The following is a 22,293-nucleotide window of genomic DNA, read 5'->3' as shown; positions in this document are numbered from 1 at the left end:
CGGGTGCGGGGCGTCAGTAGGCGAACTGGAGGACGTCGTCGTCGGGGCGGCGGTCGCGGCCGTCGCCCCCGACGCCGCCGGCGTCGCCGTCCGGTCCCTCGCGGCGGTCGTCGTCCTTCCCGGTGCCGATGGGGGGCGTGGCGCTGGTGTCGCCCGCGGTGACGCCGGCCCGGATGAAGCGGGTCAGCAGGCCGACCTCGATGACGGCCAGCACCCCGTAGACGAGGGTCAGCGCGGTCAGCGACGTCCAGACCTCGCCCGCGGTGACGCCGGGTGAGACCGCCTGGGCGGTGAAGAACCAGATCTGCTCGTCGACCGGCACGTCCGGGTTGGGGACGACGACGAACGGCTGACGGCCCATCTCGGTGAACACCCAGCCCGCGGCGTTGGCCGCGAACGGAGCCCCCACCGCGGCCAGCGCGCCGTACACGCCGATCCGGGAGGTGGGCACCCGGCCGCGCCGGGTCGCCCAGAGGGCGTAGGCCGCGACCCCCGCCGAGACGGCACCCATGCCGATCATCAGCCGGAAGCTCCAGTAGGTGACCGCGAGCAGCGGCTGGTAGTCCACCGGCTCCCCGGCCAGCGAGCCGAAGCGCGACGGGTCGTCGGGGTAGGTGGCGCCGTAGACCTCGGCGTACCGCTCCTGGAGGTCGTTGACGCCGGGGACCTCGCTGGTGAAGTCGTTGTGCGCGAGGAAGGACAGCAGGCCCGGGACGGTGATCGAGTGGACGTCGTCGCACTCGTTGGAGCCGAGCTTGCTCCAGGCGAAGACCGAGAAGGAGGCAGGCGCCTCGGTCTCGCACAGCGCCTCCGCCGAGCTCATCTTCAGCGGCTGCTGCTGGTACATCAGCTTGGCCTGCCAGTCACCGGTGAGGGCGACCAGGACGAAGGCCACCAGCGACACCCAGCCGCCGATCCGGACCGACCGCCGCCACACCGCGTGGTCGATCTCGTCGGCCGGGCGCCCGGCCAGCTTCCGCCGGCGCAGGTGCCACAACCCGACGCCGACCAGCAGCGCGCCGGCGACCATGAGGGCGGCCACGATGGTGTGCGTGAAAGCGGCGAGCGCGGTGTTGTTGGTCAGCACGGCGAGGAAGTCGACCTGCACCGGGCGGCCGGTGGCGTCGTCGGCGACCACCCCGACCGGGTGCTGCATCCAGGAGTTGGCGGCGATGATGAAGTAGGCGCTGACGGTCGAGCCGATGACCGCCGCCCACAGGGCGGCCAGGTGCACCTTCTTCGGGATCCGGCCCCAGCCGAAGATCCACAGCCCCAGGAAGGTCGACTCGAGGAAGAAGGCCAGCAGGGCCTCCAGCGCCAGCAGCGAGCCGAACACGTCGCCGACGAAGCGGGAGTACTCGCTCCACGCCAACCCGAACTGGAACTCCTGCACGAGCCCGGTCGCGACCCCGAGCACGAAGTTGATCAGGAAGATCTTGCCCCAGAACCGGGTCATCCGGAGCCACTCGGGCTTGTCGGTGCGCACCCACATGGTGTGCATGACGGCGACCGCGAGCCCCAGCCCGATGGTCAGCGGGACCATCAGGAAGTGGTAGACGGTCGTGATCCCGAACTGCCAGCGCGCCACGTCCAGGACGTCCACGGCACCTGTCCCCTCGTCGTCGAGGCCGACGTACTATCGACACGTTCTTTCTACGCTTCGTAGAAGAGATTTTCTACGACACGTAGAAGAGTGCGGTGTGATCCGCCGGACAGGAGGACCGATGGCTTCACTGGGAGAGCTCGAGCGCGCCGTCATGGAGCGGCTGTGGGCCGCCGACGGCCCGGTGGCCGCGACCCGCTTGCGGGACGAGCTGGCCGATCGCGGTGTCGCGCTGACCACGGTGCACACCGTGCTGACCCGGCTGGAGCAGAAGGGGTTCGTCGTCCACGACGCCGCCCGGCCCCGCCGGTTCTCCGCCCGGGCCAGCCGGGAGGACCACGCGGCCCAGGTGATGCGCGAGGTGCTGGGGCAGGCCGCCGACCGGCAGGCCGTGCTCGCCCGGTTCGTGGGCGGCGTGGACGAGGAGGAGGCGCGCCTGCTGCGCGAGCTGCTGGCGGGGCCGCCCTCCCGCGACACCGCCTGACCGTTCGCGTCCCTCGTCGTGCTCCCCGCCACCGCGGCCGCCCTCGCGGCGCTCGCCGCCCTCCTGGCCTGGCCGGTGCCGGCGCTGCTGGCCCGGTCCCGCTGGCCCTCGCGCGACCCGCTCGTCGCGCTGCTGTGCTGGCAGGCGATCGGGCTGGCCGGCGGCCTGTCGATCATCGGCGCGCTGCTGGTGCACGGGCTCGCGCCGTGGGGGCACTCGCTGCCCGAGGCGGGGTGGGCGGTGCTGACCGGGCACTCCGCCGTCGACCCGGTCCGGGGCGACCACTGGGTGACGCTGACCCTCGCCGGCGTGCTGGCCTTCGAGCTGGTCGGGGTGCTGGTGCTCTCCTGGGTGCGGATCGCCCGCACCCGGCGCCGGCACCGCGCGCTGCTGGAGCTGGTGGTGCAGCCGGCGCCGCAGCCCGATGCCCGGCTGCTGGAGCACCCGGCCCCCGTGGCGTTCTGCATCCCCGGGGCCCGGCCGCTGCTGGTGCTCTCCTCCGGCATGGTCGCCGAGCTGGACGACGAGCAGCTCGCCGCCGTCGTGGCGCACGAGCGGGCGCACCTGGGTGAGCACCACCACCTGCTGCTGCTGCCGTTCGTGGCGTGGAAGGCGGCGCTGCCGGTGCTGCCGGCGGCCGAGCGTGCCTACGGCGCGGTCCGGGAGCTGGTGGAGATGCGGGCCGACGACGTGGCGCTGAGGTCGCTGCGCGGTGCCGCTCCCCGGCGCACGCTCGCCGAGGCGATCGTCGCGGCCGCGGGTGGCTCCGGCGGGGTGCCGAGCGGAGCCCTCGCGGTGGCCGGGGCGGGGGTGCGGGCCCGGGTGGTGCGGCTGCTCGAGCCGGCCGACCCGCTCCCGCCCGCGGCCCGCGTGACGGCCCTCGCCGCCGCCGTCCTGCTGCTGCTCCTGCCGACGGCGCTGCTGCTGGTGCCCGCGGTGGGCTGAGCGGGGCCGGGCCTCAGCGCTGCTGGTAGGCCAGCAGGTGCTCGTGCAGATAGGTGAGGTGCTCGATCACCGCTTCCTCTGCGGCCGCGGGATCCTGCTCGGCGAGCGCGCGCACGATCCGCTGGTGCTGGCGCACCGTCGTCCGGCCCACCTCGGGGGGAGAGGTCGAGGTAGTGCACCGGCTCGGTCTCGAAGTGCAGTGCGCTGACGAAGGAGGCCAGGACGCGGTTGCCGGAGGCGCGGGCGATGGCCCCGTGGAACTGCTCGTCCAGTGCGGGGACCCGCGGCTCCTCGACGGAGATGGACTTCTGCAGGGCCACGATGTCCCGGAGCTCCTGCAGGTCCTCCTCGCCGAGGACCAGGTCTGGGTGACGCTCTCCGGGCTGGAGCGGCTGCTGCCGGCCGGCGTGGAGGCCGAGGCCGGCGGCGCCGCGTTCGCCGAGGCGTGAAAACGGCACGACGAGGCGATCGCCGCCCGGTCCGCGCCCTCGTCGAGGTGCGGCCGCAGAACCTCTGTGGGGCACCGACTGGCCGCACGTGAACCTGCAGCTGCCCCGCCCCGACGCCGCGGGGTTGCGCGAGCGACTGGACCGCTGGGTGCCCGACCCCGCCGTCCGGCACGCCGTCCTGGTGGACAGCCCCGCCCGCCGGTACGGGTTAGGCCCCGTCGGCGCGCCGTCCCGCGAGCCGGTCGGCTCAGGACCGGGCAGGGTGTGACCCAGGGCTCAGCACGGCCCGCTCCCCACCGACTGACCTGTCAGGAGACCCGGATGGCCTCGTTCACGTTCAGCCAGCTCAGCCCGACGGCGTACCTCGAGCGGTCGGCGCGGGTGTTCCCCGAGCGCACCGCGATCATCGACGGGGACCGCCGGTTCACCTACCGGGAGTTCGCCGACCGCTCCCGCCGGCTGGCCGGTGGGTTGGCCGCGCGCAGCATCGCGCCGGGCGACCGCGTCGCGGCGCTGTGCGCCAACAGCGCCACGATGCTCGAGCTGCACAACGGGATCCCGTGGGCGGGCGCGGTGATCGTGCCGCTGAACAGCCGGCTCTCCCCGGCCGAGCTCGGGTACGTCCTGGAGCACTCCGGGGCGTCCCTGCTGGTCGCCGATCCGCAGTTCGCCGCGACCGCGACCGAGGTGGCGGCGAACGCCGGCATCCCCCTGGTCCTGGCCGGGGACCGCGACAGCGAGTACGAGCAGCTGCTGGCCGGCGGCGAGCCCCTGGCGATGCCGTGCTCGGACGAGACCGGGCTGCTCGCCCTGAACTACACCTCCGGCACCACGGGACGGCCGAAGGGCGTGATGTACGCCCACCGCGGGGCCTACCTCCAGGCGCTGGCGATGGCGATGCACACCGGGCTCGGCTCCTCCAGCCAGTACCTGTGGACGCTGCCGATGTTCCACTGCAACGGGTGGTGCTTCCCGTGGGCCGTCTCGGCCGCCGGCGCCACGCACGTCTGCCTGCCCAAGGTCGAGCCCACCCGCATCTGGCAGCTGCTGCGCACCGAGGGCATCACGCACTTCAGCGCGGCGCCCACCGTGCTGACGATGATCCTCAACGCCGACGAGGCGGCCGAGGGGCCGGTGGACCCCCGGGTGGAGGTGCAGACCGGCGGGGCACCCCCGACGCCGACCCTGCTGGCGCGCATGTCGGCGCTCAACATGGAGGTCACCCACCTCTACGGGCTCACCGAGACCTACGGCCCGCTGGCGCTCAACCAGTGGCACCCGGAGTGGGACGAGCTGGGCACCGACCAGCAGGCCGAGCTCAAGGCGCGGCAGGGCGTGGGGAACGTGGTCGCCGATCCGCTGCGCGTCGTGGACGACAGCGGTGCCGACGTGCCGCGCGACGCGACGACGGTCGGGGAGATCGTCGCCCGTGGCAACGACGTGATGCTCGGCTACTACCGCGACGACGAGGCGACCGCGGCGGTCACCCTCGCCGACGCGGATGGTCAGCGGGGCTGGTTCCGCACCGGTGACCTCGCGGTCGTCCACCCGGACGGCTACGTGGAGATCCGGGACCGCAGCAAGGACATCATCATCTCCGGGGGCGAGAACATCTCCTCGGTGGAGATCGAGCGGGCGCTCGACGCGCACCCGGCCGTCGTCGAGTCGGCCGTGGTCGCCGAACCGCACGAGAAGTGGGGCGAGGTGCCGGTCGCGTACGTGACGCTGCGGGCCGGCGCCGAGGTCACCGACCAGGAGCTGGCCGACTTCGTCCGGTCCCGGCTGGCCGCGTTCAAGACGCCGAAGCGGTTCGTCCGCGGAGAGCTCCCCAAGACCTCCACCGGCAAGGTGCAGAAGAACCTGCTGCGCGAGCAGCGCAGCTGACCCCCCCGCCTGCAGCCCCCTCCGCAGCACGGACGCCCATCCACGACGCACGTACGGGAGCGACCATGGCGATCGCCACGATCAACCCGGCCCCCGGGGAGACGGGCGTTCCTCGTGCACGGCGGCTCCAGCGGGATCGGGACGATGGCGATCCAGCTGGCCGCCCGGGCCGGGCGCGGGCGGCCACCACGGCCGGGAGTGCGGCCAAGCTCCAGGTGTGCCGGGAGCTGGGCGCCGACATCCTGGTGAACTACCGCGAGCAGGACTTCGTCGCCGAGGTCCGGGAGGCCACGGACGGGCACGGTGCCGACGTCGTGCTGGACAACATGGGTGCGGCCTACCTCGGCGCAACGTCGACGTCCTGGCTCCCGGCGGGCAGCTGGTGACCATCGGGATGCAGGGCGGGACCCGGGGCGGGCTGGACTTCGGCGTCCTGATGCGGAAGCGGGGGAAGGTGCGCACCACCACGTTGCGCGGCCGGCCGGCCACCGGGCCGGGCAGCAAGGCCGAGGTGGTGGCCGCCGTGCTCGCCGAGGTGTGGCCCGACGTCGAGGCAGGGGTCATCCGGCCGGTGGTGGACCGTCGCCTGCCGATGAGCCAGGCGGCGGACGCGCACGTGCTCCTGGAGGCCAGCAGCCACGTGGGCAAGGTGCTGCTGCTAGCGGGGTCCTGACCCGGCGAGCAAGCGGTCGGCCAGCGCCGAGCCCGCCGCGAACCCGCCGCTGACCAGCGCGGCCCGGCGGTAGCGGGGGAGCGCCAGCACCGGCAGCATGCTCGCCGCGTGCAGCCCGTCCACCGCGGCGGACAGGCGCAACGCGGCGGGTTCCGGTGAGACGAGCACCGCGAGGTGCTGGGCGACCAGCCGCGCGCCGAGCACCCGGGCCACCCACAGCCGGCGGCGCGGGTAGCGCGGCGCCAGCCGACCGGTGAGCGTGGCCGGGCGCGTGACCAGGGTCAGCCCGGCGGCCAGGCCGACGCCGGACAGGACGCGGGCGGCCGATCGCCGGCCGTGGTCGAGGGTGGTACTCAGCGGAACGCCTCCGAGGGGGAACAGGTATCCGGGCACGTCCGGCTCTGCCCAGTCCAACTGGGCAGAGTCCGACTGCGCGCAGGGGTACCCCGGCCGGTCCGGTGCACGCCCCGGAGTCGGCCGCTCCCGTCGGTCAGCTGCGGTCCGCCGGCTCGGCCGGAGCGGCCGCCGGGCGGCCGGAGGGCACCGCGAGGGTCGCGTCCCGGTTCTCCGGCAGCGGCGCGAACGAGCGCAGCCGCAGGCTGTTGGAGACGACGAAGACCGAGCTGAACGCCATGGCGGCGCCGGCGATCATCGGGTTGAGCAGCCCGGCGGCGGCCAGCGGCAGGGCGGCGACGTTGTAGGCGAACGCCCAGAACAGGTTGCCCTTGATGGTGGCCAGCGTCCGCCGGGCCAGCCGGATGGCGTCCGCCGCGACCCGCAGGTCACCTCGCACCAGGGTCAGGTCGCTCGCCTGGATCGCCACGTCGGTGCCGGTCCCCATCGCCAGGCCGAGGTCGGCCTGCGCCAGGGCGGGGGCGTCGTTCACGCCGTCCCCGACCATCGCGACCGTCCGGCCCTCGTCCTGCAGCCGCCGGACCACGTCGACCTTGTCCTGCGGGAGCACCTCGGCGACGACCTCGTCGATGCCCACCTGGGCGGCGACGGCCCGCGCGGCCTGCTCGTTGTCACCGGTGAGCAGGATCGGCGTCAGCCCCAGCGCGCGCAGCTGCGCGATCGCGGCGGGGGAGGTGTCCTTGACCGCGTCGGCGACCACGAGCACGCCGCGCGCCGCGCCGTCCCAGCCGACCGCGATCGCGGTGCGGCCGGCGCCCTCCGCCTCGGTGACGGCCCGCTCGAGGTCGGCGGGCAGCGGCATGGCCCAGTCGGCCAGCAGGCGCCGGCGGCCGACGACCACCGCGGAACCCTCGACCACCCCCTGGACGCCCAGCCCCTCGACGTTGGCGAACTCGGCCACCGACGGGAGGGAGCCGGTGCGCTCGGTCGCGCCCCGGGCGACGGCCTGTGCGATGGGGTGCTCCGACGCCGCCTCCAGGGCGCCGGCCAGCCGCAGCACGCGGTCGGCGTCCTCGCCGGCGGCCGGGACGACGTCGAGCAGGGTCATGCGGCCGGTGGTGACGGTGCCGGTCTTGTCCAGGACCACGGTGTCGACCCGGCGGGTGGACTCCAGCACCTCGGGCCCCTTGATCAGGATGCCCAGCTGCGCGCCGCGGCCGGTGCCCACCATGAGGGCGGTGGGGGTGGCCAGGCCGAGCGCGCAGGGGCAGGCGATGATCAGCACGGCGACCGCGGCGGTGAAGGCGGCGGGCAGCCCCGCGCCGGTGCCGATCCAGAAGCCGAGCGTCCCGGCGGTGATCACCAGCACGACCGGGACGAAGACGCCCGAGATGCGGTCGGCCAGGCGCTGCACCTCCGCCTTGCCGTTCTGCGCCTCCTCCACCAGCCGGGCCATCTGGGCCAGCTGCGTCTCGCTCCCCACGCGGGTGGCCCGCACGACGAGCCGGCCCCCGGCGTTGACGGTGCCGCCGGTGACGGTGTCGCCCGGGCGCACCTCCACGGGCACCGACTCGCCGGTCAGCATCGAGGCGTCGACAGCGGAGGACCCCTCGGTGACCTCGCCGTCGGCGGCGATCTTCTCGCCGGGGCGGACGACGAACAGGTCATCGCGGCCGAGCTCGGCGACGGGGATGCGCCGCTCGGTGCCGCCGCGCAGCACCGAGACCTCCTTGGCGCCGAGTTCGAGGAGCGCCCGCAGGGCCGCCCCGGCTCGGCGCTTCGACCGCGCCTCGAACCAGCGCCCGGCGAGGATGAACGTCGTCACCCCGGCCGCGGCCTCGAGGTAGATGTTGGCGCCGCCGTCGGTGCGGGCGATGGTCAGCTCGAACGGGTGCGTCATCCCCGGCACGCCGGCAGTGCCCCAGAAGAGCGCGTACAGCGACCAGCCGAAGGCCGCCAGGGTGCCCAGGGAGACCAGCGTGTCCATGGTCGCCGCGCCGTGGCGCAGGTTGGTCCAGGCCGCGCGGTGGAACGGCAGGCCGCCCCAGACGACGACCGGCGCGGCCAGGGTCAGCGACAGCCACTGCCAGTACTCGAACTGCAGCGCCGGCACCATCGCGAGCAGGACCACCGGCACGCTGAGCAGCGCCGACACGGCGAGCCGGGTGCCGAGCGCGCGCGCCGGCCCGTCGGCCTGGTCGTCCTCGGCGGGCGCCTCCGGTCGCGGGGGCTCCGGGAGCCGCGCGGTGTAGCCGGTCTTCTCCACCGTGGCGATGAGGTCGTCGGTGCTGACGCCGCCGGCGTAGCTGACCTTCGCCTTCTCGGTGGCGTAGTTGACCGTGGCGGTGACGCCGTCCAGCTTGTTCAGCTTCTTCTCGACGCGTGCCGCACACGAGGCGCAGGTCATCCCGCCGATGAGCAGTTCGACGTCGGTGGTGCTGCCGGGGGCGGCGGTCATGGGTGCTCCTCGTGCTCCTGCGCGGGCACCGTGAACGCGGCCGTGTGCACGGCGTCGCCGTGCCGGAAGTCCAGGAACAGCCGGTAGGTACCCGCCGACGGGGCGGTGGTGACGAACGAGACGTGCGGTCCGGGCGCGGGCCGGCTGCCACCGGCGGGCTCGGCGGGGTGCACGTGCAGGTAGGCGAGGTCGCCGTCCCGCAGGGCGACCAGGTGCCCGTAGGCGCCGAGGTAGGGCTGGAGGTCGGTGACCGGCACGCCGTCCCGGCTGACGCTCAGGGTCAGCTCCGTCTCCTCCCCGGGAACGAGGTCGCCGGTCAGGACGACGGTGTAGCCGTCGACCTCCGCGACCGCCGACGGTGCGGGCAGGGGAGTGGGCTCGTAGGTGCCGGGCACGGCGAGGTCCGCGCCCAGGACGCGGTTCTCGCCGTCGGCGGCGGCGGTGAAGTCGGCGAACAGCCGCCAGCTGCCCGGTTCCAGGGCCAGGGGTGCCCGCCAGACGCCGTCGTCCCCGAGGTCGGGGTGCACGTGCTGGTAGCCGGTCAGGTCGCGGCGCACCGCGACGAGGTGCAGGTCGACGTCGTGGTCGGTCTCGTAGTCGATCACCGGGGAGCCGTCGGGACCCCGGACGGTGAAGGCGACCGGGGTCGCCGGGCCGGCCGGAGCGGTGCCGTCGGCCAGGGCGAGGGTGAAGCCGTCCTGGGTCACCTGGAGCCCGCCCGGTCCGTCCGCCGGTGCAGGGGCGGCGTCGTGGTCGCCGTGGCCGGTGCCGGGCTCGGCGTGCCCGGCACCGGCGGTGTCCGCGGCCGGCCCCACGGGGCCGACCGCCGCGCCCACGCCGACCGCCGCGCCGAAGACGGCGACCAGGCCGACGGCGAACGCGGCGATCCTCGCGGGAGTGTTCATGGCACCGGCCGCGTCAGCGGCCGCTCACCTCGTATCCGGCTTCCTCGACGGCGGCGTGGACGGCGGCGTCGTCGACCGGCTGCTCGCTGGTGACGGTCAGGCCGCCGGTGGCGAGGTCGACCTCGACGCCGGTCACGCCGGGTACCTGCGAGACCTCCTCGGTGACCGAGCTGACGCAGTGGCCGCAGGTCATGCCGGTGACGGTGTAGCTGGCGGTGGTGGTCATGGGGGGGTCCTCTCGGGTGTACGGGTCAGGAGCGGACGAGGCGGGCGATCGCGTCGGTGGCCTCGCGGACCTTCTCCTCGGCCTCCCGGCCACCGGCTCGTGCCGCGTCGACGACGCAGTGGCTCAGGTGCTCCTCGAGCAGCCCCAGTGAGACCGCCTGCAGCGCCTTCGTCATGGCCGAGACCTGGGTGAGGATGTCGATGCAGTACTTCTCGTCCTCCACCATGCGCTGCAGGCCGCGGGCCTGCCCCTCGATCCGCCGCAGGCGCTTGAGGTAGTCGTCCTTGCGGTGGATGTAGCCGTGCGCGTGCTCGTGGTCGTTGCAGGCACCGTCGGTCGTGTCCACGTCGTCCCTCCTGCCGGCGCCGCGCCCCGCGACGCCGAGGAACACCATACCCCCCTAGGGTTATGCGTCAAGTCCGGTCGCGCCCTCCTCTTCCTCCTCCGCCCGGAGCCTGGCCAGGTCGGCCCGGGCCGCGGCGAGCTCGTCCTGCAGGCCGACGATCATCTCGGCCGAGGCGACGGGGTGGCCGTCGTCGAGCAGGCCCCGCATGCGCGCGGCCAGGGCCAGCTGCTGGCGGGAGTAGCGGCGATGACCACCGGGGGAGCGGTGCGGGGAGAGCACGCCCGAGTTGTCCAGGCTGCGCAGGAAGGCGGCCTGCACGCCGAGCAGCTCGGCCGCCTGGCTCATGGTCAGGGCCGGGTAGTCCGGATCGTCCAGTCGGCGCAGCGGATCAGTGCGGTCGGGGTCCATCGCCCGCCTCCGGGTGTCGGGACGCCGCGTCGGGCGTCGAACGGAACAGGGGCCGGGCCCTGGACGGGCCCGGCCCCTGTGGTGCTGACCGGTTCGGCCGCGATCAGCTCTCGACCGCCTTGGCCTCGCGCTGCGCCTCGCCCTCGATGGTGCGGCCCTCGACGGCCGCGGGCGTGTCGGCACGGGTCACGGTGATCTTGCGCGCCTTCGCCTGCTCGGCCACCGGGATGCTGATGGTCAGCACGCCGTCGTGGTAGCTGGCCTCGAGCCGGTCGGTGTCGAGGCTGCGGCCGAGCACCAGCTGACGGGTGTAGCTGCCGAACGGGCGCTCGGCGACCGTCCACTCCGCGTTCTCCAGCTGGGGGACCGAGCGCTCGGCGCTCACGGTGAGGGTGTTGCCCTCCACCGAGAGGTCGATCGAGCCGGGGTCCACGCCGGGCAGGTCGAAGTGGGCGACGAAGTTGTCGCCGACCCGGTAGGCGTCCATCGGCATGCCCGAGAGCGGGCGGGCGGTCGCATTCCCGCCACGGCCGGTGAGCTGATCCAACGCGCGGAAGGCGGCGGACGTGGCGGCGAACGGGTCGTAAGCGGTCAGCATCATGGCTGGAACCTCCTGTGACGGTGGTACTCGTGTTCGCTGCCCGAGGTCTGAACCTCTAGTGGCGGCTACAGATTACCTCGGTCGCGCACCCTGGTAAACGTTCCTCGCGGAAAAATGTTCCCCGCGTCGGCTGCCGGTGGGCCGACCGTCGGGTGCGTGAACCGCGGCCCGGCGGGGCAGGACCGGACCGTGGAGGAGACGACCAACGACTCACCGCACGCCGACGCGCCGTCCGCCGAGCCCTCCGTGTCGCACACGGTCGAGGGGGACACCGCGAGGCTGGTCGTCGGCGGCGAGCTGACCGAGGCCGCGCGCCGGCCACTCGTGCGCACCCTCACCGACCTGCTGCTCGCCGAGCACTCGCTGCAGCGGGTGGAGCTGGACCTGCGTGAGGTCGGCTTCATGAACTCGGCGGGGCTCGCGGTGCTGGTGCAGCTGCAGAAGCTCGGGGTGCCCCGCGGGATCCCCACGGTCCTGGTGCAGCCGCCGTCTTCGGTGTCGCGCCCCCTGCAGCTCACCGGCCTCTGGCACCGCTTCACCGTCGTGACGGACGACGGCCGGGTGGTCACCGAGGCGTCGACCGGCGGGAGCCCCGCGCCGCCGGACCCGCGACACACCTGACCCGGCGCCGGGGCGGCTCCGCGGCCACGGGGCTCCTAGCCTGGCCGGGTGTCGTCCACGCATGCCCACAGCCACGGTCCCGATCCGGACGCGCCCCCGCCCACCGAGGAGGCGCTCGGCCGGCGGCGGCGCGCCGTCTGGTTGATGCTCCTGCTGCTCGTGCCCGTCGGCCTGGCCACGGTCATCGGGCTGATCGCGCTCTGGCCCAGCGGGGAGCCGACCCGGGCGGAACAGGCGGCCGAGCAGGCGCTGCCGCCGGGGACCACCTACCCCGACGGGCGGATCGTCTCGATCGAGACGTTCGACTGCGGCCTCGACCCCGCCGGCCCGCCGCAGACGTGCGCCACCGCCGTGGTGGAGGTCCTCGAGGGCGAGGGTGCCGGGAACTTCGAGCGGGTGGACATGCCGCCGGAGGTGGTCGCCGCCGGCGTCTCGGAGGGGGAGACGCTGGTGCTCACCCGCGACGCGGGCGCCGAGGGTGGCCCGACGTACGCCTTCTGGGACTACGAGCGGAGCACGCCGATCATCGTCCTGGCCGTCGCCTTCGCCCTCGTCGTCGGGCTGGTGGCGCGGCTCCGGGGGCTGGCGTCCCTGGTGGGGTTGGCGTTCGCGTTCTTCGTGCTGCTGCAGTTCGTGCTGCCCGGGTTGCTGAGCGAGGACTCTCCGACGCTGGTCAGCCTGGTCGGCTCCGCGGCGATCATGTTCGTCGTCCTCTACCTGGCGCACGGGTTCTCGGCCCGGACGACCACCGCGCTGGTGGGGACCCTCTTCGGGCTCACCCTGGTCGCGGTCATGGGGTCGCTCGCGGTCTCGGCCGCCCGGCTCACCGGGCTCACCAACGACGAGACCTTCACGCTCCAGCGCTACGACCCGACGCTGAGCTTCTCCGGCCTGGTGCTGGCCGGCATCGTGGTCGCGGGCCTGGGCGTGCTCAACGACGTGACCATCACCCAGGCGTCGGCGATCTGGCAGCTGCACGAGGTCTCCCCGGAGATGACCTGGCGGGAGCTCTACGCCCGCGGCATGGCGGTCGGCCGGGACCACATCGCCTCGACGGTCTACACCATCGTCTTCGCCTACGCCGGGGCGGCGCTGCCCCTCCTCCTGCTGTTCGAGATCTACGCCACGCCCGTCTGGACGCTCATCACCAGCGCAGCCCTGGCCGAGGAGGTCATCCGCACGCTGGTCGGGGCGATCGCGCTGGTGCTCGCCGTCCCGGTGACGACGGCGGCCGGTGCCTTCTTCGCCAAGGCGGCGGACACCCAGGCCGGCACCGCCACGGAGCGAGGGCTGACCGCCCTGCGCACCCGGTTCGCCCGATGAGCCAGGCTGTGCGCGTGACCGACCTGCTCGCCGCCGCCCGGGCGGCCTCCGGCTTCATGCCCGACGACGAGGGCCGCGCCCTGTACGAGGCCGCCCGCGCCATCCCCGTCCCCGGGCCGCTGCTGGAGGTGGGCAGCTGGATGGGCAAGTCGGCCCTCTACCTGGCCGCGGCCGCGCGGGAGACCGGTCGCCAGGTGGTCACCGTCGACCACCACCGGGGCTCCGAGGAGCACCAGCCCGGCTGGGAGTACCACGACCCGTCGCTGGTGGATCCCGCCGTCGGGCGGATCGACACCCTGCCGCGTTTCCGCCGGACCATCGCCGAGGCCGGCGCCGAGGACGTCGTGATCGCCGTCGTCACCCGGTCGGAGACGCTCGCCCCGCTGTGGAGCACGCCGCTCGCGCTGCTGTTCCTCGACGGCAGCCACACCGAGGAGTCCGCGCGCCGCGACCAGGACGCGTGGGTGGCCAAGCTCGCCGTCGGCGGCACGCTCGCCATCCACGACGTCTTCCCCGACCCGGCCGACGGCGGTCAGGCGCCCTACGGCGTCTACCGCCGGGTGCTCGACAGCGGGGAGTTCGACGAGCTGCCGGGCAGCGGGTCGCTGCGGCTGCTGCGCCGCACCGCCTGAGGCGCCCACGCCGCAGACCGCACCGCACGGCCGCCGTCCGCGTGCTGCAGCGCGCGGACGGCGACCCGTGGGTGAGGTCGGCGCCCACTGCGGAGGCGTCGTCCTGTCGGCACCGGGGTGGAGGATGGCCCGGTGCTCCCACCCGACGACCTCTCCCGCGCGCGGACCGAGGCGCTCGCGCAGATCGAGGCGCTGACCCGCGAGTTCGACGCGATCGTCGCGGCCTCGCAGGCCTCCAACGCCGACGACGAGCACGATCCGGAGGGCGCCACCATCGCGTTCGAGCGCCAGCAGGTGGTCGCGCTGCTGGAACAGGCGCGGCGCCGGCTGGCCGACGTCGATGCCGCGGTCGTCGCCGTGGAGAACGGCACCTACGGCCGCTGCGAGACCTGCGGCCGGCCGATCGCGCCGGAGCGGCTCGCCGCCCGCCCCACCGCCCGCACCTGCATCGACTGCGCCCGCTGAGGCGCCGGCCGCGTGGTCACCCGGGGCCGAACACCCCCGACTGCGTCCAGTCGTCGAGCTCGACCTCGTCGTCGGGCAGCTCGCGTCGCAGATCCCGCAGCAGGCGCGGGCCCTCCGCGGCGAAGCGGGCGCGGGCATCCGGATCGCGCCAGCCGCCGTCCCAGTGGAAATGCTCCTGGAAGAGCTCGTTCCAGGCGGCCAGGCGGGCCGTGAGCTCCTCGGAGAGCCCGAGCCGGCCGGGGTCGGTGAGGCCGACGGTCCACAACGGCCACTCGGCCCCGTAGTCCGTCATCAGCCGGACGTGGCGCCGCCCCTGCCCGTTCTCCACGGCTCGCACGGTAGGCCGGCGGCACCCCGGCCGCACGAGGTCTCAGCTGACGTACCGCCGGGCCTTCGAGTTCCGCTGCGCCTCCTCGAGCGCGGCGAACCGGGCCTCGGCGTGCGGCGGCAGCACCCGCCGCTCGCGCAGCACCCACGGCAACCCGCGGACGGCCTGAGCGAGGCCGCGCGCGGTGATCCGGTCGCGGGGCACGGTGCGCAGCAGGTGCACGGTGCGCCGCAGCGCCGGGCGGAACGGACGCCGCAGCCACGTGGTCCACAGCGTGTTCCGGATGCCGTCGGCCCGCCGCTTGTGCGGGTCCCGGGCGGTGCTCGCCTGGTGGTGGAGGGTGAGCTGCTCCAGGTAGCACAGCTCCCAGCCGCGGGCGGCGAGGTCGCCGGCCATCAGCTCCTCCTCGCCCCCGAGCCAGAGCCGGTCGCTGAACCCGCCGACCTCCTCGAACGCCTCCCGGCGCAGCACGGAGGCGCCGGCCAGGAACGAGCCGAGCGCCGGGCCGGGCAGCCAGTCGGCGCCGCGGACGGGGGAGTCGCGCAGCTCGGCGACGATCGGGTCCTCGACACCGCCCGGCTCGACCAGGATCCGGGCGGTGACGACGGCGAGCCGCGGGTGGGCGTCCAGCGTGTCCGCCGCGGTGCGCAGCGCCCCCGGCTCCCACCAGGTGTCGTCGTCGCAGAAGGCGACGTAGGGCGTGTCGAGCCGGGCGACACCCAGGTTGCGGCCGACCGCGCCCAGGTTCTCCGCGCTGGCGATCAGCTCGACCTGCGGGAACTGCTCGCGCACGGCATCGGCGGTGCCGTCGGTCGAGCCGTTGTCCACGACGACGACGTGCGGCTGCTCGGGCAGGGCCACCAGGCGTTCGAGGGCCAGCAGCAGTTCGTCCCGCCGCTGGTGGGTGATGACGACGACGGCCACGCGCGGGTCGGGCCCGGCGGGGCGGTCACCGGTGGCCGCCGCGGGGATCGTGCCGGTCGTGCTCACGCGCGCTCACCGGCCAGCACCCGCAGGTCCGCCCGCACCGCCGGGGGGACCGGTGCCCGCCGGCGGAGGGCGGCCGGGGCGTCGGGCAGCGCCCGCAGCAGGCCCTCGACGCCGGGGCGACCGGCGCGCACGGCCCGCCCGGCCGTCCGGACGACGTCCCGCATGGGGAGCCGCATCGCCGCGGTGAGCAGCCGGCTGCGCCAGATCCCGGTCTGCCGGCGTCCGGGGGCCTCGCGCCGGGGGGACGGGTGGTGGTGCACGGTCACCTCGTCGACGTAGGCCAGCCCCCACCCGGCGGCGGCCAGGTCGAGGGCCAGCCGCTCCTCCTCGCCGGGGAACCGGACCACCGGGTCGAACCCGCCGACGGCCTCGAACGCCTCGGTGCGCACCAGCGCGGCGCAGGCGACGAAGCCCAGCAGCGAGGGGCCGGGCAGGTCCCGCGCGGTGCCGAGGGGGCTCGCGGCCATCTCCGCGCAGACCGGGTCGAGCCGCTCCTCGGGCCCGACCAGGATGCGGGCGTTGAGGAGGGCCAGCCGGGGGTGGGCCCGCATGATCGCCACCGCGCGGGCGAGGTCGCCCGGTGCCCACCACGAGTCGTCGTCGGCGAAGGCGATGAACGGGGTGCGGGCGCGCGCGGCACCCAGCGTCCGGCCGTGGGCGCCCTCGTTGCGGTCCAGCGGCAGCAGCGTCACCTCGGGGTGCGCCTGGCGCACCGCGTCCACGGTGCCGTCGGTGGAGGCGTTGTCGACGAGCACCACCGGGGCCTCGTGACGCGGCAGCGTCGCCAGCAGGTCCTCGCGGCGGTTGCGGCTCGCGACGACGACGGTCACGTCGGGGGAGGGAGCCCGGTCGGTCGGGGAGGGCGCGGTCACGGGGTCACCGTGCCCGCGCCTCCGGCCAGCCAATCAGCGGTCGGAGTGGCGTCCGCCATGCCCGCTGCCGGCAGCGCCCAGGGGTCGCCGAACAGCCCGCTGGCGGGGGAGGCGCCGCAGAGGGCGTCGGCCGCCAGCAGCACGGCCGCGGCGGTCCACGTGGTGCGCTCGACCGGCCACCGCGCGTCGTCCGGGTAGACGAACCCGGTCCAGTAGGAGCCGTCGTCGTCCCGCAGGTGCTGCATCGCGGCCACCTGCTCGAGGGCGGCGTCGCGCTGCCCGGCGACGACCAGGGCCAGCGCGAGCTCGCAGGTCTCGGCCCCGGTCACCCACGGCCGGTCCGCGACGCAGCGGATGCCGAGACCCGGGACGACGAACCGGTGCCAGTCGCCGGCCAGCCGGTCGCGGGCCGCGGCACCGGTGACGGCGCCGCCGAGCACCGGGTAGTACCAGTCCATGGAGTAGCGGGACCGGTCGGCGAACGCCTCCGGTCGCCGGCGGAGGGCCGTGCCGAGGTCGGCGACGGCCAGCTCCCAGTCCGGCTGGGCCTCGCCGGCCAGCTCGGCCAGCGCCAGGCCGCAGCGCAGCGCCTGGAACAGGCTGGCGTTCCCGGTGAGCAGCGCGAGGTCGTCGGGGGTGCCGTCGGGCCGCAGCGCCCACGAGACCGCTCCGCCGGGCAGCTGCATCCGGGTCACCAGGTCCAGGCCGGCCCGCACCGCCGGCCACAGCTCGGTGACCAGCTGCTCGTCCCCGGAGACCAGCCAGGAGTGCCAGAGCCCGACGGCGAGGTAGCCGGCGTGGTTGCTCTCCGCGGCGGGTGCGGACTCCTCGCCGCCGCGGTACTCGGCCGCCCAGCTGCCGTCCGCCCGCTGCCGGCCGGCCAGCCACCGGTAGGCGGCCGCCGCCCGGGCGTGCTCGCCACCCAGGTCCAGCGCCATCGCCGCCTCGACGGAGTCCCAGGGGTCCAGCTGCCCGGTGGCGAACCAGGGGAGCGCGCCGTCGCGATGCTGCTCGCCGGCGATCCAGGCGACCGTCTGCCGCACCTGGTCGGCGCCGAGCACCCCGGGCAGCTCGGGCAGCACCGGGCCGCCCCGGTCAGCGGGCCGCAGCGGACCGCTCCAGGTCCAGCCCGGCCGCCGCGGCCGCGCCGGCCCCGGCCGGCTTGTCGGCGTAGACGACGAAGCTCTTGCCGATCAGCGGGTCGAGGACGCGCTCCAGCGCCCGGGTGAGCCAGGGACGCGTGGTGAGGTCCCAGACCAGCAGCCGGTGGTAGGCCCGGACCGCGGCGGTGTCCTTCTCGACACCGACGGCGCACTTGAGCCACCAGTACGGGGCGTGGAGGGCGTGCGCGTGGTGGCTCGCCCCCGGGACCAGGCCGGCGGTGGCCAGGCGGGCGCGCAGCACCTCGCCGCGGTAGATGCGGATGTGGCCGCCCTCGTTGGCGTGGTACTCGTCCGACAGCGCCCAGCACACCCGCTCGGGGCCGTAGCGCGGCACGGTCACCGCCACCCGGCCACCGGGCTTGAGGACGCGCACTATCTCGGCCATCGCCGCGGCGTCGTCCGGGATGTGCTCGAGCACCTCCGAGGCCATCACCCGGTCGACGCTCGCGTCGGGGAAGGGCAGATGCAGCAGGTCGCCGCGCACCACCTCGAAGCGCGCACCGGCCGGGGCCTCGCCGGCCTCGGCGATCGCGCCGAGCCAGCGCTTCGTCGTCTCGACCTCGTGCCGGCCCCAGTCGACGGCGACCACGCGCGCGCCGCGGCGGTAGGCCTCGAAGGCGTGCCGCCCCTCGCCGCAGCCCAGGTCGAGGACGGTCATCCCCGGGCGCAGGTCGAGCCGGTCGTAGTCGACGGTCAGCACGGGGTTCCCTTCCGGTCCAGCGTCTCGGCGTACCACTCGGCGGTGCGCGCGGCCGTGGCCCGCCAGGTGTAGGTGTCCAGGACCCGCCGGCGGCCGGCGCGCCCCAGCTGCTCGGCCAGCGAGGGGGAGTCGAGCACCAGCTGCAGGGCGGCGGTCAGCTCGCCGACGTCACCGGCGCGCACCCGCAGCCCCGCCTTCGTGCCGACCACCTCGGGCAGCGCCCCGGCGTCGGTGGTCACCAGCGGGGTCGCGCACGCCATGGCCTCCACGGCAGGCAGCGAGAACCCCTCGTAGAGGGAGGGGATCGCCACGACGCTCGCCCGCTGGAACAGCTGGGTCAGCTCCGCCTCGGGCACCGGGCCGGTGAAGCGGACGGCGTCGCGCAGCCCCAGCCGGTCCAGCGCCGCCTCGGCGGGACCGCCGGGCCGGGCGGAGCCCACGACGGTGAGCCGCACGGGTCGCTCCGTGCGCAGCTTCGCCAGCGCCTCCAGCAGGTGCACCAGCCCCTTGAGCGGCACGTCGGCGCTGGTGACCGCGAGGATCGAGTCGGGCTCACGGGGCTGCCCGGCCGGCGGCGGGGTGAACTGGTCGGGGTCGATCCCCACCGGGATGACGCTCATCCGCTCCGGCGCCAGCCCCATGCGGGCGGCGATGTCACGGCGGGAGTTCTCCGACACCGTGGTGACGGCATCCAGCCGCTGGACCACCCGCGCCTGCATGCGGGTGAAGGCGTACCACCGCCGCAGGGTGAGCTTGCGGCGCAGCGTCGGGGCCGCGGCCAGCTCGAGGTCGCGGTCGATGGCGATCGGGTGGTGCACCGTCGCCACCGTGGGCACGCCGGCCCGCACCAGCCGGAGGAGGCCGTAGCCCAGCGACTGGTTGTCGTGCACCACGTCGAACTCGTCCCGCCGGGGCAGCAGGTGGCGGGCGGCGCGCAGGCTGAACGTCAGCGGCTCGGGGAAGCCGGCGGTGCACATCGTGGCCCACTCCGCCACGTCGAGCCAGTCGCGGATCTCCGACGGGCGCGGGGTGCGGAAGGGATCGGGCTCCCGGTAGAGGTCCAGGCTCGGCACGCGGGTGAGCGGCACGCCCTGGTCGAGCTCGGGGTAGGGCTGACCGCTGAGCACCTCGACACGGTGACCGAGCTCGCGCAGCTCGCGGGAGAGCGCCCGGACGTAGACGCCCTGGCCGCCGCCGTGCGGCTTGCTGCGGTAGGACAGCAGTGCAATGCGCAACGACCGTCCCATGGACCGGACTCTAACGATCGCGCACCGGACGACGGCTACCAGCCGGTAGCCGGACCACCCGGCCGGTCGACGCCGGGCCTGGCACAGTTCCCGCATGATCCGTCACGTCGTGCTCTTCACCTGGTCCCCGGATGCCGACGCCGAGCGGCGGGCGCAGACCATCGAGGCGCTGCGCGGGCTGCGGCGCACGGTCGGCGGGATGACGTCGCTGGTGGTCGCCGACGACGCGGGCCTGGTCGACGGCAACGCCGACACCGTGCTGATCGCCGAGTTCCCCGATGTCGAAACCTTCCGCCACTACGCGCAGGACCCCGTGCACCTGGCGGTCATCGCCGACCACGTGCGGCCCATCCTGGCCTCGCGGACGGCGATCCAGCACCGGATCTGAGGGGCGGTGCGGTGCCCGCCGACTCGCGTCTTCGCCATGACCTCCGCACAGCGCCTCCCCGGCCGGCACCGTCGTCCCGGCGCCCTGCTGGCCGGGGCGGCCGCCGTCGTGCTGCTGACCGGCTGCGGCGGCGGGGACGCCTCGGACCGCACCGCCGCGGCCGCCTCCTCGGCGGCGGAGGCCTCCGCCGCGCAGGCGACGGAGGCGCCCGATCTGGCCTCTGGGCTGCTGCCCGCCGACGCCTTCGGTCCCGACGCCACCGTGGTGGCGGTGTCGCCGGAGCAGCTGCGCCTGGGCGCGGGCATCGCGGCCGCCGCGCCGGACGTGCAGATCACCCCGGACAGCTGCCGGGCCGCCGTGGACGGCACCCAGCCCGATCTGGCGGCGTTCGAGGACGTCGCCGCGCAGAGCGCGACCACCGGATCGGCGACGACGGTGCAGATGCTGGTGCGCGGCGGACCGCTGGACGGCGCCGTCGCGCAGATGGCCGACGCCGCCGAGCGCTGCCCCGAGGCGCAGCTCGCCTCCCCGCAGATCGGTGAGGCGGCGGTCTCCTTCGAGAACCTCCCGGTGGCCGACCTGGGTGACGGCTCGGCCCTCGTGCGCTACACGACCGCGATCACCGCCCCCGACGGTTCTCGGGTGACCGTGCCGACGCTGATCGGGGCGGTGGAGGACGACGACCGGCTGCTCCTCCTGGTGTCCCTGGACACCGGGCTCGCCGGCGCCACACCGGCCGACCCGGCACCCTTCGCCGAGCTGCTCCGGCAGGCCTACGAGACGCAGGCCGACGCGCTGGGCTGAGCCGGCCGCCTGCCACGCCGGCCATGCCACGACGGCCCGGCGCTCCGGGCCGTCCCGGCGGTTGCCCTGTCCCGGGGGAGGGGGCGACACGGGTAGCGGCCTCGGAGCTCGTGCCCTGCCCGCCCCTGTGGGCAGGGCACGAGCTCCGCCAGGCCCCCCACCCGGAGTCGTCCCGGACCCGCGGCGGGACGGCGTGCTCCGCGGGCGGTTGCGCCCTGCCCGCTCCGGTGGGCTGAGGCGTCCACAGGAGCGGTCGCCGTCCACAGATCGACCCGGGGCCGCTCGCCGCGGCCCGGGCGCGAGCAGGGTCGCCCGCATGGACGTGCCCACCGCGCAGCAACCCGCCGACCAGCTGGAGATCCGGCTCTCCGACCCCGGGGAGGTGGCCGCTGCGCTACCGCACCTGCTGGGCTTCCACCCGGCCGAGTCGATCGTGCTGATCGGTCTGGGCGGCCCGTCGGGCGGGCGGGTCGGGCTCACGGTCCGGGGCGACCTCCCCCCGTCGGGCGACGGCGCGGGGATCGCGCGGCTCCTGGTCGACAGCCTGCACAGCGACCGGCCCGCGGCCGCGCTGGTCGTGGTGGTCTCCGAGGCGCCCGACGACACCGGTCAGGGCGGCGCGGAGGAGGGGCCGGCCGGCGTCCTGCCGCACCGGACGCTGGTGCACGAACTCGTCCTGGCCCTGGCCGCCACCGGCATCGCCCCGCGCGACGCGCTGCTCGTCCGGCGCGGGCGCTGGTGGTCCTACGACTGCCCGCACCCCTGCTGCGCACCGTCGGCGGGGACGCCCCTGCCCGGCGGGGTCAGTGCGCTGGCGGCCGCCGCGATCAGCACCGGGCAGGTGGTGGCCCCCGACCGGGCGGCGCTGGCCGAGCGCCTCACCTCGCCGCCCGGGCCGGGTGGGGGCATGCGGGCCGCCTGTCTCCGCGCCGCCGAGGAGCGCTCGGCCCGGCTCCGGGAGGTGGGGTGGGCGGCGCTGGCCGAGGAGTCGTGGGCCGCGGTCCGGCGGGCGGTCGCGCGGTACCGGCCGGGCCCGTCCGGCGAGGGACCGCTCGGTGGTGACGAGCTGGCCGGTCTGGCCTGGGCGCTGCGCGACGTGCAGGTGCGCGACCGCGCCCTGCAGCTGGCGCGCGGCGCCGACGCCGCAGCGGCGGAGGTGCTCTGGACCGAGTGCGCCCGGCGGTTGCCCGCGCCGCTCGACGCGGCCCCGGCCACCCTGCTGGCGGTCAGCGCCTGGTTGCGCGGCGACGGGGCGATGGCCGGCATCGCCCTCGACCGGGCCCTGGACGGCGATCCCGGGTACAGCCTGGCCCATCTGCTCCGCCAGGCCCTGGATGCCTGCCTGCCGCCGGCGGGGCTGCGCGACCTGCTGGCGCGGGCTGGCACCGACGGCGGCAGCCGCCAGCCGGGGTGAGCCGTGCGCC

28 protein-coding genes and 1 pseudogene are annotated in these 22,293 nt (G+C 75.2%); 14 read left to right on the top strand and 15 right to left on the bottom strand.

What is annotated here, in order from left to right; translation table 11 throughout:
* Window positions 1-13 precede the first annotated feature (13 nt).
* Window positions 14-1,603 carry a cytochrome ubiquinol oxidase subunit I gene (locus ACI79K_RS00255; RefSeq protein WP_456598574.1) on the bottom strand — a complete coding sequence of 530 codons (1,590 nt, stop codon included), beginning with the start codon at window positions 1,601-1,603 and terminating at the stop codon, window positions 14-16.
* A gap of 121 nt (window positions 1,604-1,724) precedes the next feature.
* On the opposite strand from ACI79K_RS00255, the gene ACI79K_RS00250 reads away from it, so the two are divergent.
* Both ACI79K_RS00250 and ACI79K_RS00245 read left to right on the top strand, forming a co-directional pair.
* A complete protein-coding gene (locus tag ACI79K_RS00250) occupies window positions 1,725-2,087 on the top strand; it encodes a BlaI/MecI/CopY family transcriptional regulator (RefSeq protein ID WP_456591002.1) in 363 nt (120 codons plus the stop codon).
* A gap of 18 nt (window positions 2,088-2,105) precedes the next feature.
* Entirely contained in the window at window positions 2,106-3,032 is a 927-nt protein-coding gene (locus tag ACI79K_RS00245; protein WP_456591001.1) for a M56 family metallopeptidase, read from the top strand.
* A 13-nt stretch (window positions 3,033-3,045) separates the two neighbouring features.
* On the opposite strand, the pseudogene ACI79K_RS00240 reads toward ACI79K_RS00245, so the two are convergent.
* Window positions 3,046-3,352 (bottom strand): annotated as a pseudogene (locus ACI79K_RS00240) (FadR/GntR family transcriptional regulator).
* Between ACI79K_RS00240 and ACI79K_RS00235 the strand changes: the two are divergent.
* The 5 genes from ACI79K_RS00235 (at window position 3,287) to ACI79K_RS00215 (ending at window position 6,038) form a co-directional block, all read left to right on the top strand.
* On the top strand, window positions 3,287-3,481 hold the full coding sequence (locus ACI79K_RS00235; protein ID WP_456598775.1) for a hypothetical protein: 195 nt from the start codon (window positions 3,287-3,289) through the stop codon (window positions 3,479-3,481). The pseudogene ACI79K_RS00240 and the gene ACI79K_RS00235 overlap by 66 nt on opposite strands.
* A 64-nt stretch (window positions 3,482-3,545) precedes the next feature.
* On the top strand, window positions 3,546-3,749 hold the full coding sequence (locus tag ACI79K_RS00230; protein ID WP_456598772.1) for an amidohydrolase family protein: 204 nt from the start codon (window positions 3,546-3,548) through the stop codon (window positions 3,747-3,749).
* 53 nt (window positions 3,750-3,802) lie between these two features.
* Window positions 3,803-5,365: an acyl--CoA ligase family protein gene (locus ACI79K_RS00225; RefSeq protein ID WP_456598573.1), complete on the top strand. Its 1,563-nt coding sequence runs from the start codon at window positions 3,803-3,805 to the stop codon at window positions 5,363-5,365.
* Window positions 5,366-5,430: 65 nt separating this feature from the next.
* Window positions 5,431-5,751: a zinc-binding dehydrogenase gene (locus ACI79K_RS00220; protein WP_456598572.1), complete on the top strand. Its 321-nt coding sequence runs from the start codon at window positions 5,431-5,433 to the stop codon at window positions 5,749-5,751.
* Window positions 5,748-6,038, top strand: a complete 291-nt coding sequence (locus ACI79K_RS00215; protein WP_456598571.1) for a zinc-binding dehydrogenase — start codon at window positions 5,748-5,750, stop codon at window positions 6,036-6,038. The genes ACI79K_RS00220 and ACI79K_RS00215 overlap by 4 nt, the downstream gene beginning before the upstream one ends.
* Here ACI79K_RS00215 and ACI79K_RS00210 read toward each other — a convergent pair.
* The 7 genes from ACI79K_RS00210 to ACI79K_RS00180 all read right to left on the bottom strand — a co-directional run bounded on the left by ACI79K_RS00210 (window position 6,024) and on the right by ACI79K_RS00180 (window position 11,336).
* The gene (locus ACI79K_RS00210; protein WP_456598570.1) at window positions 6,024-6,452 is read right to left on the bottom strand and encodes a hypothetical protein; all 429 of its coding nucleotides are present in this window, start codon (window positions 6,450-6,452) and stop codon (window positions 6,024-6,026) included. The two genes, ACI79K_RS00215 and ACI79K_RS00210, sit on opposite strands and share 15 nt — an antisense overlap.
* A 76-nt stretch (window positions 6,453-6,528) precedes the next feature.
* Complete coding sequence (locus ACI79K_RS00205; RefSeq protein WP_456598569.1) at window positions 6,529-8,850, bottom strand: heavy metal translocating P-type ATPase; 2,322 nt, start codon at window positions 8,848-8,850, stop codon at window positions 6,529-6,531.
* Complete coding sequence (locus ACI79K_RS00200; RefSeq protein WP_456598568.1) at window positions 8,847-9,755, bottom strand: hypothetical protein; 909 nt, start codon at window positions 9,753-9,755, stop codon at window positions 8,847-8,849. The genes ACI79K_RS00205 and ACI79K_RS00200 overlap by 4 nt, the downstream gene beginning before the upstream one ends.
* Window positions 9,756-9,768: 13 nt before the next feature.
* Window positions 9,769-9,981, bottom strand: coding sequence for a heavy-metal-associated domain-containing protein (locus ACI79K_RS00195; protein WP_456598567.1), 213 nt, complete (start codon window positions 9,979-9,981; stop codon window positions 9,769-9,771).
* Between the two features lie 25 nt (window positions 9,982-10,006).
* A complete protein-coding gene (locus ACI79K_RS00190; RefSeq protein ID WP_456590994.1) occupies window positions 10,007-10,327 on the bottom strand; it encodes a metal-sensitive transcriptional regulator in 321 nt (106 codons plus the stop codon).
* 60 nt (window positions 10,328-10,387) lie between these two features.
* Entirely contained in the window at window positions 10,388-10,735 is a 348-nt protein-coding gene (locus ACI79K_RS00185; protein WP_456590993.1) for a helix-turn-helix domain-containing protein, read from the bottom strand.
* A 103-nt stretch (window positions 10,736-10,838) separates the two neighbouring features.
* Window positions 10,839-11,336, bottom strand: a complete 498-nt coding sequence (locus ACI79K_RS00180; protein WP_456590992.1) for an Hsp20/alpha crystallin family protein — start codon at window positions 11,334-11,336, stop codon at window positions 10,839-10,841.
* 156 nt (window positions 11,337-11,492) lie between these two features.
* Here ACI79K_RS00180 and ACI79K_RS00175 point away from each other — a divergent pair, with 156 nt between their 5' ends.
* The 4 genes from ACI79K_RS00175 (at window position 11,493) to ACI79K_RS00160 (ending at window position 14,377) form a co-directional block, all read left to right on the top strand.
* Window positions 11,493-11,957, top strand: a complete 465-nt coding sequence (locus ACI79K_RS00175) for an STAS domain-containing protein (protein ID WP_456590991.1) — start codon at window positions 11,493-11,495, stop codon at window positions 11,955-11,957.
* A 48-nt stretch (window positions 11,958-12,005) separates the two neighbouring features.
* Entirely contained in the window at window positions 12,006-13,280 is a 1,275-nt protein-coding gene (locus ACI79K_RS00170; protein ID WP_456590990.1) for a YibE/F family protein, read from the top strand.
* Between the two features lie 14 nt (window positions 13,281-13,294).
* Window positions 13,295-13,912 carry a class I SAM-dependent methyltransferase gene (locus ACI79K_RS00165; protein WP_456598566.1) on the top strand — a complete coding sequence of 206 codons (618 nt, stop codon included), beginning with the start codon at window positions 13,295-13,297 and terminating at the stop codon, window positions 13,910-13,912.
* Between the two features lie 132 nt (window positions 13,913-14,044).
* The gene (locus ACI79K_RS00160) at window positions 14,045-14,377 is read left to right on the top strand and encodes a TraR/DksA family transcriptional regulator (RefSeq protein ID WP_456590988.1); all 333 of its coding nucleotides are present in this window, start codon (window positions 14,045-14,047) and stop codon (window positions 14,375-14,377) included.
* 16 nt (window positions 14,378-14,393) lie between these two features.
* Here the strand turns inward: ACI79K_RS00160 and ACI79K_RS00155 are convergent, their stop codons facing one another.
* Genes ACI79K_RS00155 through ACI79K_RS00130 form a run of 6 tightly spaced genes read right to left on the bottom strand, consistent with a single transcriptional unit; the run spans window position 14,394 to window position 19,677 of the window.
* The gene (locus tag ACI79K_RS00155) at window positions 14,394-14,705 is read right to left on the bottom strand and encodes a hypothetical protein (protein ID WP_456590987.1); all 312 of its coding nucleotides are present in this window, start codon (window positions 14,703-14,705) and stop codon (window positions 14,394-14,396) included.
* 42 nt (window positions 14,706-14,747) lie between these two features.
* Entirely contained in the window at window positions 14,748-15,695 is a 948-nt protein-coding gene (locus ACI79K_RS00150) for a glycosyltransferase family 2 protein (protein ID WP_456598565.1), read from the bottom strand.
* Entirely contained in the window at window positions 15,692-16,567 is an 876-nt protein-coding gene (locus tag ACI79K_RS00145) for a glycosyltransferase family 2 protein (RefSeq protein WP_456590985.1), read from the bottom strand. Before ACI79K_RS00145 ends, ACI79K_RS00150 begins: the two co-directional genes overlap by 4 nt.
* The gene (locus ACI79K_RS00140) at window positions 16,564-17,649 is read right to left on the bottom strand and encodes a prenyltransferase (protein ID WP_456598564.1); all 1,086 of its coding nucleotides are present in this window, start codon (window positions 17,647-17,649) and stop codon (window positions 16,564-16,566) included. The genes ACI79K_RS00145 and ACI79K_RS00140 overlap by 4 nt, the downstream gene beginning before the upstream one ends.
* A gap of 13 nt (window positions 17,650-17,662) precedes the next feature.
* Window positions 17,663-18,430 (bottom strand): class I SAM-dependent methyltransferase, encoded by a 768-nt coding sequence (locus ACI79K_RS00135; protein ID WP_456590983.1) that lies wholly within the window; start codon window positions 18,428-18,430, stop codon window positions 17,663-17,665.
* On the bottom strand, window positions 18,424-19,677 hold the full coding sequence (locus ACI79K_RS00130; RefSeq protein ID WP_456598563.1) for a glycosyltransferase family 4 protein: 1,254 nt from the start codon (window positions 19,675-19,677) through the stop codon (window positions 18,424-18,426). The genes ACI79K_RS00135 and ACI79K_RS00130 overlap by 7 nt, the downstream gene beginning before the upstream one ends.
* Before the next feature lie 94 nt (window positions 19,678-19,771).
* Here ACI79K_RS00130 and ACI79K_RS00125 point away from each other — a divergent pair, with 94 nt between their 5' ends.
* The 3 genes from ACI79K_RS00125 (at window position 19,772) to ACI79K_RS00115 (ending at window position 22,283) form a co-directional block, all read left to right on the top strand.
* Entirely contained in the window at window positions 19,772-20,065 is a 294-nt protein-coding gene (locus ACI79K_RS00125; RefSeq protein WP_456598562.1) for a Dabb family protein, read from the top strand.
* 36 nt (window positions 20,066-20,101) lie between these two features.
* Window positions 20,102-20,869, top strand: a complete 768-nt coding sequence (locus tag ACI79K_RS00120; RefSeq protein WP_456598561.1) for a hypothetical protein — start codon at window positions 20,102-20,104, stop codon at window positions 20,867-20,869.
* A 316-nt stretch (window positions 20,870-21,185) separates the two neighbouring features.
* Complete coding sequence (locus ACI79K_RS00115) at window positions 21,186-22,283, top strand: DUF4192 domain-containing protein (protein ID WP_456598560.1); 1,098 nt, start codon at window positions 21,186-21,188, stop codon at window positions 22,281-22,283.
* Window positions 22,284-22,293: the final 10 nt, after the last annotated feature.

The sequence above is a fragment of the Blastococcus sp. SYSU DS0616 genome, from assembly GCF_054051015.1.
The sequence above is the reverse complement of the archived record's forward strand: the minus strand, read 5'-3'. Positions and strand labels throughout refer to the sequence as shown.